At 71.5% G+C, this 11492-nt stretch carries 10 protein-coding genes; 5 read left to right on the plus strand and 5 right to left on the minus strand.

Annotated elements, in window-relative coordinates; translation table 11 throughout:
* Positions 1 to 210: 210 nt before the first annotated feature.
* The 4 genes from UIS43_RS04720 to UIS43_RS04735 form a co-directional block, all read right to left on the minus strand.
* Positions 211 to 396 (minus strand): hypothetical protein, encoded by a 186-nt coding sequence (locus UIS43_RS04720; protein ID WP_370012571.1) that lies wholly within the window; start codon positions 394 to 396, stop codon positions 211 to 213.
* A 169-nt stretch (positions 397 to 565) separates the two neighbouring features.
* Positions 566 to 1198, minus strand: a complete 633-nt coding sequence (locus UIS43_RS04725; RefSeq protein WP_013153240.1) for an alpha/beta hydrolase — start codon at positions 1196 to 1198, stop codon at positions 566 to 568.
* On the minus strand, positions 1195 to 2145 hold the full coding sequence (locus tag UIS43_RS04730) for a ring-cleaving dioxygenase (protein ID WP_013153241.1): 951 nt from the start codon (positions 2143 to 2145) through the stop codon (positions 1195 to 1197). The genes UIS43_RS04725 and UIS43_RS04730 overlap by 4 nt, the downstream gene beginning before the upstream one ends.
* 161 nt (positions 2146 to 2306) lie before the next feature.
* A complete protein-coding gene (locus UIS43_RS04735) occupies positions 2307 to 3551 on the minus strand; it encodes an MFS transporter (RefSeq protein WP_370012573.1) in 1245 nt (414 codons plus the stop codon).
* A 70-nt stretch (positions 3552 to 3621) separates the two neighbouring features.
* On the opposite strand from UIS43_RS04735, the gene UIS43_RS04740 reads away from it, so the two are divergent.
* Positions 3622 to 4617 (plus strand): LysR family transcriptional regulator, encoded by a 996-nt coding sequence (locus tag UIS43_RS04740; RefSeq protein ID WP_117198392.1) that lies wholly within the window; start codon positions 3622 to 3624, stop codon positions 4615 to 4617.
* 103 nt (positions 4618 to 4720) lie between these two features.
* Positions 4721 to 5500, plus strand: coding sequence for an SDR family oxidoreductase (locus UIS43_RS04745; RefSeq protein WP_370012575.1), 780 nt, complete (start codon positions 4721 to 4723; stop codon positions 5498 to 5500).
* A gap of 46 nt (positions 5501 to 5546) precedes the next feature.
* Here the strand turns inward: UIS43_RS04745 and UIS43_RS04750 are convergent, their stop codons facing one another.
* Positions 5547 to 7409: a serine/threonine-protein kinase gene (locus UIS43_RS04750; RefSeq protein ID WP_013153245.1), complete on the minus strand. Its 1863-nt coding sequence runs from the start codon at positions 7407 to 7409 to the stop codon at positions 5547 to 5549.
* 465 nt (positions 7410 to 7874) lie between these two features.
* Here UIS43_RS04750 and UIS43_RS04755 point away from each other — a divergent pair, with 465 nt between their 5' ends.
* The 3 genes from UIS43_RS04755 (at position 7875) to UIS43_RS04765 (ending at position 11333) form a co-directional block, all read left to right on the plus strand.
* Positions 7875 to 9128 carry a cytochrome P450 gene (locus UIS43_RS04755; protein ID WP_370012576.1) on the plus strand — a complete coding sequence of 418 codons (1254 nt, stop codon included), beginning with the start codon at positions 7875 to 7877 and terminating at the stop codon, positions 9126 to 9128.
* A gap of 18 nt (positions 9129 to 9146) precedes the next feature.
* The gene (locus UIS43_RS04760) at positions 9147 to 10268 is read left to right on the plus strand and encodes an endo-1,4-beta-xylanase (protein ID WP_013153247.1); all 1122 of its coding nucleotides are present in this window, start codon (positions 9147 to 9149) and stop codon (positions 10266 to 10268) included.
* 141 nt (positions 10269 to 10409) lie between these two features.
* Positions 10410 to 11333 carry an aminoglycoside phosphotransferase family protein gene (locus UIS43_RS04765; RefSeq protein ID WP_013153248.1) on the plus strand — a complete coding sequence of 308 codons (924 nt, stop codon included), beginning with the start codon at positions 10410 to 10412 and terminating at the stop codon, positions 11331 to 11333.
* Positions 11334 to 11492: the final 159 nt, after the last annotated feature.

The following is an 11492-nucleotide window of genomic DNA, read 5'->3' on the forward strand; positions in this document are numbered from 1 at the left end:
TCCCAGGGTGTCCTTTGCCCGTGGCTTCGCGCCGGTGCGCGCGGCCGGGAGGGGATGGCGGGGGTGCCGGGGGCGGGTTCACGAGGGAAGGGGTGAACCCGCCGTGCGTCGCTGTGCCCGCTGGGTCCCGCTCCTCGGACGTCCACCCAGGGGAGGGACGACGTCGTGGACGTCCGGCGAAGGCGGCGGTCAGGCCCGCGGGGCCAGCGCTCAGACGGTGATGGTGATGTTGTCGATGATGTCGTCGAGGAAGCCCTCGTCACTGAAGAAGTGCAGGGGGCGGGAGAACCCGGTGGACACGGAGTCCGCCGAGGCCGGGGCGGTGCCGACCAGCAGGACGGTGGCCAGGACGGCACCGGCGGCGGCACCAGCCAGGGCACGTTGCGTCAAGCACATGAAAACCACTCCATGTCACGTTGGGTGTGCATTTCGCTGCCGATGGTATCCATTTTGGTGAGTGTCGCGCTGACTTTTTCGCGATAAACAGGAGTACACGGCCCACGACGCGCGAAGCGGCGACGCCCAGGGTCAGGGGACGCCGCCGCGGTTCGAGGAGAAGCGCAGGTCAAAACCGTGATCGGGCGAACCAGTCGCGGGCCCGCTCCAGCACCTGGGGCGCCACCTGGTGCCCGCCGGGGTGCTCCTCGACCTGCACCCGGGCCCCGCGTTCGCCCAGCTGGTCGGCCAGCAGGCGCGCCTGGTCCACGGTGGTGATCGGGTCGGCCGCGCCGAAGCCCAGGAACACCCGCACCCCCGACAGGTCCACCGGGTCGGGCCGGCGCCCCTGCAGCGGAGCCCCGGCCGCGAACAGGGCCGCGCCCCGCAGCAGGTGCGGGTGGAGCAGCAGCAGGGCGGCGCCGGTGTTGGCGCCGTTGGAGAACCCGCTGACCACGACCCGCTCCGGGTCCAGGTCGTAGGCGCGCACGGCCTCGGTGACGAAGGCGGCCAGGTCGGCGGTGCGCTCGATGAGGTCCTCGACGTCGAAGACGCCCTCGCGCACCCGGCGGAACCACCGGTTCATACCGTTCTCGTCCACCGTGCCGCGCGGTGAGAGCAGGGCCGCGCCCGGGGCCAGGGCCCGCCCCAGCGGCAGGAGGTCGTGCTCGTCGGCGCCGGTGCCGTGGAGCAGCAGCAGGGTGGGCGCGTCCGGGACCGTGGCCGGGGTGAAGACGTGGACGAGGTCGTCGACGCCGCTCACCGGCGGGTCTCCAGGGCGGGCAGGTGGGCGGCGATCTGCTCGCGGTCGGGCTCCAGCCACGGCGGGAGCCTGAGCGAGCGGCCCAGCTCCAGCAGAGGCTCGTCGTAGTCGAACCCGGGGCCGTCGGTGGCGATCTCCAGCAGCACGCCGCCGGGCTCGCGGAAGTAGATGGAGGTGAAGTAGCAGCGGTCGCGGACCTCGGTGACGCCCACGCCGTCGGCCTCCAGGCGTTGGCGCCAGGCCTCCTGGACGGGGCCGTCCGGAGCGCGGTAGGCCACGTGGTGGACCGTTCCGGCGGCGACCAGTCCGCGCGGCGCGCGGGGGTCGGCCACCACGTCGACGATGGTGCCCACGCCCTGGCCGGAGGCGTTGGTGTGAAAGCGGGTGCGCCCCCCGCTCTCATCCGCCAGGTGGAAGCCCAGCTGCCCGCCCAGCATCTGGACGGTGCCCTCCACGTCCTGCTCGGTCAGGGTCACCGCGCGGATGCCGCGGATGGCGTGTTCGGGCGGTACCGCTCCCCCGTCCCAGGGGTCGGTGTCGTGGTGGTCGGCGCTGGCGGCCAGTTCGATGACCAGGCCGTCGGGGTCGCGCAGGCTCAACACGTCCTCCTCACCGCGCTCGGCGGGACGGGTGGCCTCCACGTCCAGGGAGGCCAGGTGCCGGGCCCACCAGCCCAGGGAGCCCTCGGGCACGGAGAAGGTCGTGGTGGTGGCCTGGCCCGCGCCCACGCGCCCGCGGGGCGCGCCGGGCCAGGGGAAGAAGGTCATGATGGTGCCGGGGTTGCCCGCGCGGTCGCCGTAGTAGAGGTGGTAGGTCTGGGGCGCATCGAAGTTGACCGTGCGCTTGACCATGCGCATGCCCAGGGCGCGCAGGTAGAAGTCGGCGTTGGCCTGCGGATCGCTGGCGATCGCGGTCACGTGGTGGATTCCCGCGGGGCGCACGTCCATGTCCCTCACCCTTCGTCGAGTTCGCCGGGGCGCCTGCCAATGTAGTTTAAATTTAAACTACCACGGTGGTGTGCTCCCTTCCCACACTCCCCCCAAGACGGCCCCGGGGACAAGCACACCGCCCGCGCGGCGCCAGAGCGCGACACGGGCGGTGACGGCACCTACCGCAGACGGCGCAGACGCAGACCCGCCGCCGCGGCCACCGAGCACAACCCCAACGCGAAGACCACCGCCCCACCCCAGCCCACGGCGTCGTAGACCAGACCGCCCAACCAGCCGAACAGGCTCGACCCCAGGTAGTAGGCCAGCGTGTAGACCGCCATCGCCTGGGCCCGCCCCCGCACCGCGCGGGTACCCACCCACGCCGAGGCGGTGGCGTGCGCACAGAAGAAACCGAAGGTCATCACCAACAGGGCCGCCAGCAGACCCGGCAAAGCCGTGGCGAACATCCCGCCCAACCCGGCGGCCATCAACACGGTCGCCGTGGTGAGCACCGCGTACCCGCCCCAACGCGCGCTGGCTCCCCCCGCCACCGCCGAACCCAGCATCCCCGCCGTGTAGGACAGGAAGAGCAGCGAGGCCGCGGCCTGGGAGAGCCCGAAGGGCTCGGCCATCAGACGAAAACCCAACAGGTTGTAGACCGTCATGAAGGCGCCCATCAGCAACAGGGCCTGGGTGTAGAGGGCGATCAGCCCGGGCGTGGTCACCGCCGCACGCAGGCGCCCGCCCATCCCGCCCCCGCCCGACCCCCGCGACGGGGACGCCTCCCCCCGCACCGCGACGGTGCGCACGGCCCGCGGCCGACGGGGCAGGACCAGCGCGAACACAACCAGCGCGACCAGGGCCAGCAGGGTGTTGGCGGCGATCCCCCACTGCCAGCCGCCCAGATCCGCGGCGAACCCGGCCAGCAGACGCCCGCCCATCCCGCCCAACGGGTTGCCCGCGATGTACAGGCCCGTGGCACGCGAGGCGTCGGCCGGGTGGATCTCCTCCGACAGGTAGGCCACCGCCGCGGCCGGCACCCCGCCCAGAGCCGCACCCTGCAACGCGCGCAGCACCAGCAGCGGCCACAGATCGGCGACGAAGGGGATCACACAGCCCAGCAGCGTCGCGGCCAGCAGGGAGACACCGATGACACGCGCACGACCGAAGCGGTCCGCCGCCCCGCTCCAGACCAGGGTGAACCCGGCCAGGCCGCCCGTGGCCAGCGAGACCGCGAGCGCGGCCTGGGAGGCCGAGGCGCCGAAACCCTCCGCGATCGCGGGCAGGATCGGCTGGACCGCCCACAACTGGGCGAAGGTCGCCACGGCGGCGGCCACCAGCGCGATGACCGTGCGCCGGTAGGCGCCGGTCCCCGCACGGGGACGGGTGTCGTAATCAGGCGGCGAGGCACTGGTCAGGCTCATACCGTCCACGCTAGAAAGACCGGTTTCATACGTCCAATGCATGCTTTGGCGTTGACCCATACTGGAACGCATGGAACGCAGTGAACACGACGACACCGACGCCCTGGCCCAGATCCTGGCGCCCCGCCTGCGCATGGTGGCCGCGGTGGCCGCCACCGAGCACATCACCCAGGCCGCCGAAGCGCTGGGCACCCCCCAACCGACCCTGAGCCGGGCCCTGGCCCGAACACAGGAGGAACTGGGCATGGCACTGGTCGAACGCACCGGACGCGGAGTACGACTGACCCGCGCCGGAAGACTGCTACTGCCGCACGTGGAACGAGCCCTGGCGGACCTGCGCCAGGGCCTGGCCGAACTGACCGGAGCCGAGGAGGGCCGGGTCGCGCTGACCTTCCTGCCCACACTGGGCGTGGAAGTGGTCCCGGCACTCCTGCGGGACTTTCGCGCCCGGCACCCGGGGGTGCGCTTCTCCCTCACCCAGGAGCCCTGGTCGGAGTCCCTGCACCGGCTCACCGCCGGCGGCGCGGACCTGGCACTGACCTCACCGCTGCCCTCGGGTCAGGGACTGGCGGCGGCCACACTGCACACCCAGGTACTGCGCCTGGTGGTACCCGAACAACACCCGCTCGCACAGGAACACCAGACACCGGACGACGGGACGGCGGGCCAAGAAGCGGGCGCGGCACCGCCCGGGGTGACGGTGACCGCCGCGGCACACGAGGAGTTCATCCTGCTCAAACCCGGACGGGGCGTACGCCACCTGACCGACCGCATCGTGGAACAGGCGGGATTCACCCCCCGGGTGGCCTTCGAGGCCGACGACATCGCCACCGCACGCGGACTGGTCGCGGCGGGACTGGGGGTGTCCGTGCTCCCGGCCCGCCCCAAGGGACCGCTGAGCGGAACGGTGGAACTGGGCATCGAGGGCGTGGACGCCCGCCGCCCCATCGGCGTGGTCTGGCCCCAGCAGGGGTCGGGCGGCGGCTACGAACCCCCCGCGGTGGCACTGTTCCGCGACCACGTGCGGCGGGTGGGCCCGCGCCTGATCCCCGACCTGACCGGCTGAGGGCACACCCGCCCACCGCCCCACCCGGCGGTGGACCCGCCCAGGCCCGCGCTCACGCGAAAACCACTGGTGCGCGGCACAGGAGCCGCGCGAGTATCACCCCATGACGCACACACCACCCTCCCACCCGCCCCGCCCCGTCGCCCTGGTCACCGGCGTGGGCCGCACCATCGGCATCGGCTCCGCCGTCGCCCGCCGCCTGGCCGCCTCCGGATGGGACGTGGCCTTCACCCACTGGAACGCCTACGACGCCCGCATGGACTGGGGCGCCGAACCGGACGCGACCCGCACCATCCTGGACGCCCTGGCCGAGCACGGCGCCCGCGCCGTGGCCATCGAGGCCGACCTGGCCGACACCGCCACCGCCGCACACGTCTTCGACACCGCCCAGGAGCGGTTGGGCCCGGTGAGCGCACTCATCATGTGCCACTGCGAGTCGGTCGACTCCGGACTCCTGGAGACCACCGTGGACAGCTTCGACCGGCACTTCGCGGTCAACGCCCGCGCCACCTGGCAACTGGCCCGCGAATTCGGCCTGCGCTTCACAGCAGAGCACGGCACCGGACGCATCATAGCCCTGACCAGCGACGACACCGTGGGCAACCTCCCCTACGGCGCGAGCAAGGGCGCCCTGGACCGCATCGTGCTCTCCTGCGCGCGCGAGCTGGCCCACCTGGGGGTGAGCGCCAACGTCATCAACCCCGGCCCCGTCGACACCGGCTGGATGTCACAGCGGACCAAGGACGACTGCCTCCAGTACACCCCGCTGGGGCGCCTGGGCACACCCCAGGACACCGCGGACCTGGTGGAGTTCCTGTGCTCACCCCGCGGGCGGTGGATCAACGGCCAACTCCTGACCAGCGACGGCGGCATCTCCGCCTGACCCGCCCCGTGGGCGTCGGCGACGCCGACCAGGACCCACCCCGGACTCAGCCCCAGAAACCGAAGCTGTACAGCAGGCCGTTGGTCGCCGCGATCGCACCCAACGCCAACACCGCACCCGTGACGAACGACGTACGCAACGACCTGACCAGGTACTCCAACGACACCAGGTTGTTCAAGATGAAGTACCCCAGCATCATCGCGTGCCAGAAGGACTCCCACCGGAAGGGCTCGAACGCGTACGGCGCCCCCGTCCACACCTCGGTCTCGGTGGTGAACCACGCCCACGCCAACGCCGCCCCGTACCCCAACGGCACCTGGATCAGCGGAATGATCAGCAGCGGCAACAGCTTGACGAAACCCCACAGGCCCGGCTGGTCGGCATGGCGCGCCTGGCTCTGGGCGCGGCGCGCGGCCTCCTGCTCGGCCCGCACCCGCTCACGGTGGGCCCGCTCCGCCTCCTGACGGCGCCGGTGCTCCAGCCGCTGCTCCTGCTGCTGACGCTGCTGCTCCTCCGCCCGCCTGCGCTGCTCCTCCTGGTGGCGCTGCTGCTCCTGCATCCGCCGCTGGCGCTGCTCCTCCTGCTGACGCAACTGCTCCTGCTGCTGGCGGCGCGCGTCCGCGGCCGGATCACGCCGATCGCCGTACAGGTCGGCGTAGGCGTCCTCCTGGCTGGGCCGGTCCGGCTGCCGGTGACCCGCGGCCTCCTCCCGCCCGTGGGAAGCACCGCCCTGACCGTGAGCCGCCCCCTGGCCATAGGCCGTGGCGCCCTGACCGTACTGGGCGGTCGGCGGAACCTGCTGCCCCGACGGGAAACGGGCCGTGGCCCCATACCCCTGCTGCTCACCCCACACCGAGGTCGCACCGCCCTCGTGCCCCGGCGCCTGCGGCGTGACACGGGTGGCCGCCTCATCACCGAACACACCCGCACCAGCCGCAGCTCCCGCCGCACCACCCACAGCAGCAGCACCACCCTGCCCCAACACCTCCGTGCGCTGGTGCTGACCGGTGACACGCCCATCCCCAGCAGCGGCCGCCAACGCCCCGTTGACCTTGGCCACCTGCTCCTGGACCCCCCGCATCACCGCCGCGGGCAACCAGGTCGGCCCCGTGGCCACATCACCCAGGTAGTCCAGGATCTCCCCCGGCCCCGGACGACCCTGCGGATCCTTGGACAAACACGCCGCCACCAGATGACGCAACGACTCGGGCACACCCGACAGATCCGGCTCACGACTGATGATGCGCATGACCATGGTGGGCATACTGCCCTCACCGAAGGGACCCGTCCCCGCCGCCGCGTAGGCCAGCACCGCACCGTAGGCGAACAGGTCACTGGCCGGGGTGAGCGCCTCCCCCTGCACCTGCTCCGGACTCATGAACCCCGGCGTACCGATCACCGACTGCGTGGCCGCCGTACCGTCGGTGGCACGGGCGATACCGAAATCGATCACCCGCGGCCCGTCCTCGGCCAACAGCACGTTGCCGGGCTTGAGGTCACGGTGGATCAACCCCACCCTGTGGATGTCGGCCAACGCCTCGGCCAGACCCGCCGCGAGCACCCGCACACTCGCCTCCGGCAACGGCCCGTGGTCGTGCACCGCCGTGTCCAACGGCAACGACGGCACGTACGAGGTGACCAGCCAGGGCACCTCGTCATCGGGACCCGCGTCGATCACCGGCGCGGTGAACGCACCGCTGACCTGACGGGCGGCGTTGACCTCACGGGCGAAACGCTCCCGGAAGGAGGCGTCGGCGGCCATGTGCGGATGAATGCGCTTGACCGCCACCGCACGCCCCCCGGCCGAGCGGCCGAAGAACACCTGGCCCATGCCGCCAGAGCCCAAACGGCCGATCAGCCGGTACCGGCCGATACGTTCCGGGTCACTGGGATCGAGCCTAAGGGACACTACAGCCTCCACACACGACGTTTCGCCACCCCCGGGTGCCAGAGGATGACCACCGCCTCCCCCGGTGCCCGAGCACCCGCCGGAAAGACGCCTGCCCCCAACCTATCGGCGGGCGCGCCCCCAGCCTCCCCCGCCAACCCCGGCGTGTGCGCCGATACGCGCCCCCACACCCCCCGACACCGCCCCGACCCGGCACCCGCCCCGCACCTGTGACACCCCACCCACCCACCGGGTCCGCCCCGCCCCGGCCGACCACACCCACCGCCCCACACCCGCACAACCCCCCACAACCCCGACCACCTGCGACAACCCCACCACCACACCCCACCCGTCAACGCCGCACCCCAACGACGAACCACCCCGCAAAGTTCCCCCCTGACCGCAGGCGGCCAACTCACCCACCCGCCTGACCAGGCACCCCCCACCCGCCTAGGGTCGAAAAAACACGCGACAGGAGAACACACCATGCACATCCCCGACGCCCTGCGCACCGACGCCCACCTGCGCCTGGCCCACGCCACCTCCTGGACCGCCGCCCAAGCCGGCGACCACCCCAGCAGACTCCTGCACTACCCCTGGCGCGACAACCCCTACCCCACCTACCAACGCCTGCGCGACCAAGGCCACTTCGCCACCAGCAAACTCGGCTTCCGCACCGCCAACACCTACCAAGCCGTCAGCGCCCTGCTACGCGGACGCGAATTCGGCGTCCAACCCCCCGACGGCACCGCCCCACCCCAGCAGTTCGACATCCTGGACCTGTCCTTCCTCATGAAGGACCCACCCGAACACACCCGCCTGCGCCAACTCGCCCGCCCCGCCTTCAGCCCCCGCCGCATGAGCGAGTACGAAACCCACATCACCAAGATCACCCACGAACTCCTGGACAAGGCCACCGCCAAGGGCCACTTCGACCTCATGCGCGACTTCGCCCAACCCCTGCCCATCGCCGTCATCAGCCACCTGCTCGGCGTCCCCGCCGCCCAGGACGCCGAGTTCGTCCGCATCGGCCACGCCCTGGGCAGCGCCCTGGACGGCGCCCGCTCGGCGAGTCACCTGCGCAGCATCCACCAGGCCACGGCACAATTGGACCTGCTGTTCACCCGGCTCATGCGACAGCACCGCGCCGACCCCCGCGATGACGTGGTCTCCACCCTGGTCACCCAGGCCGACGACGGCCACCTCACCGCGACCGAACTGAGCACCATGTGCCGCCTGCTGCTGATCGCCGGGTTCGAGACCACCGTGAACCTCATCGGGAACGGGGTGATGGCCCTGCTGCGCCACCGCCACCAGTGGGAACGCCTCGTCGCCGACCCCGACCTGGCCCCAGGCGCCGTGGAGGAGATCCTGCGCTTCGACTCACCCGTCCAGATGACCAGCCGCTGGGTCCACACCGACACCACCGTCCAACGCCAACCCCTGCGCCGCGGCGGCTACACCATGTGCCTCATCGGATCCGCCAACCGCGACCCCGCACGCTTCACCGACCCCGACCGCTTCGACATCACCCGCCCGCACGCCGCCGACCACCTCTCCTTCTCCAGCGGCGTCCACTACTGCCTGGGCGCACCCCTGGCCCGCCTCGAAGGCCGCATCGCCCTACGCGCCCTGGCCGAACGCCTCCCCCACCTGCGCCCCACCGCCCCACCCACCCGCCGACCCACCGCCGTCGTACGCTCCCTGTCCGCCTTCCCCGTCACCACCGGCACCCGGTAGAAGGTGAGAGCCGACCAGATGCCCAGCACGGCCTCCTCCCCCTGGCGCCCGCTCACCCGCGGACGCGGAGCCCTGCTGACCGCCACCGCCCTGTGCGCGATCATCCTCCTGGTCACCGCGATCCTGGCCCTCACCCTGCCCGCCCAACCAGAATCCACCGGCGCCGCACAACTCCCCCACCTGGCCCGCCAGAGCGACATCGACCTGGGCGTCGCCGTAGCCGTCAACCCCCTCGTCCACGACCGCGAGTACCGCTCGGTGGTCACCGAGCACTACACCTCCCTGACCGCCGAGAACACCATGAAATGGGAGTACGTCCAACCCCGACGCCACACCTTCGACTGGAGCGGCCCCGACACCGTCGTCGACTTCGCCGAACGCAACAACCTCACCGTGCACGGCCACACCCTGCTCTGGCACAACCAACAACCCGCCTGGCTCGCACAAGGCACCTGGACCCCCGACGAACTACGCCAGGTCATCCGCGAACACATGCAGGCCCTCATGGGCCGCTACCAAGGACGCGTCACCTCCTGGGACATCATCAACGAACCCTTCGAGGACAGCGGCCCCCGCCTACGCGACAACCTCTGGTACCAGGTCCTGGGCGAGGACTACATCGCCGAGGCCCTCACCACGGCCCACGAGATCGACCCCCAGGCCCGCCTCTACATCAACGAGTTCGGCATCGAAGGCGGCGGCCCCAAGACCGACGCCCTCTACCAACTGGTCACCACCCTGCTCGAACGCGACGTCCCCCTGCACGGCATCGGCTTCCAGAGCCACTTCATCCACGGACACGTCCCCGACGACCTCGCCGAACAACTACGCCGCTTCACCGACCTGGGCCTGGAGGTCAGCATCAGCGAACTCGACGTACGCATCCCCGAACCCGTCCCCAACGGAGCCCTCCAGGACCAGGCCCGCGAATACGCACAGGTCGTCCAGGCCTGCCTGGACGTACCCCGCTGCGTACGCGTGTCCGTGTGGGGAGTCAGCGACCAGCACTCCTGGATCCCCGAATGGTTCCCCGGCTACACCGCCGCACTGCCCTTCGACGACTCCTACGCACCCAAACCAGCACTCAACGCCATGGTCCAGACCCTCTCCCGCCGACACCCCCGTCCCCCGACGCACTGAGCACACACACCCCCACCCGCCCACCCGCTACCCTCGAACCCCACAACGAACAACGAACGAGGTGTTCGGTATGCGTTAGACCCGTGGCCCCCCGGCGCTCCTTCGTCACCAGCCAAACCACAACGACGAAGGACACACCACATGCACGACGACACTCCCCCCATCCGCGTCCCCGACGCCCTCGCACCCCTGCTCGACCGCTTCTTCGGACCCCAGTGGACCCAAGGGCTGCCCGAACTCACCCGGCGCCAGCTCGAACGATGGGACCTGCACCCCGTGGGCGCGCCCATGCACGGCATGGTCGCCCTCGTCGTCCCCGTACGACTCCCCCACGGGGACTCCGCCATGCTCAAGCTCCAGCCGGTGGACGAGGAGAGCCGGGGCGAACCCGACGCCCTGCGCGCCTGGAACGGCGACGGCGCCGTACGCCTCCTCCGACACGACCCCGGCACCGGCGCCATGCTCCTCGAACCCCTCGACCCCGCACGCACACTCGACACCGTCCCCATCGACCAGGCCCTCACCACCACCGGCTCCCTCCTGGCCCGCCTCACCGCACACCAGGCACCACAGGGCATGCGCACCCTGGCCGACACCACCCGCGCCATGGTCACCCGCGCCCAACACCTGGCACCACGCCTGCGCACCGCACACGAACGCGACCGCATGAACGCACTCGCCGCCCGCGCCCGCGAGATGGCACCCGAAGCCGGAGACCGGCTCCTGCACTGGGACCTGCACTTCCAGAACGTGCTCGCCCCCCTGCCCGGCGCCGACCGCGAACCCTGGCTCGCCATCGACCCCAAACCCCTCGCCGGAGACCCCGGCTTCGACCTCTTCCCCACCCTGCACAACCGCTGGGACGAAGCCCTCGCCACCGGCGACCCCCGAAAAGAGACCCGCCGCCGCCTGGACCTGGTCTCCGAGGCCGCCCGCGTCCCCCGCGACCGCGCACGCGCCTGGACCCTCGTCCGCGTCCTCCAGGAATGCGTCTGGGCCATCGAGGACGGCGAACCCGGCCTGCCCCGCGTACCGGTGACCATCGCCGAAGCCCTGGGCGCCTAGGCTGTGTTTTTTTGAACCTCCGCTCCGCTGCGGTTCGTGCTCGGCGCCCCTAAGGGCGGGAACCTTCGGCCCTACGTCGACATCCTCGTTCCTCGGACGCCGCCTCCGGGCCTCCAGAACCCCGCCGGGCGCCTCGCCACCGCCCCGGCCGCCCCCGAC

This window comes from Nocardiopsis sp. LDBS0036 (assembly GCF_041228755.1).
Lineage (GTDB): Bacteria > Actinomycetota > Actinomycetes > Streptosporangiales > Streptosporangiaceae > Nocardiopsis > Nocardiopsis dassonvillei.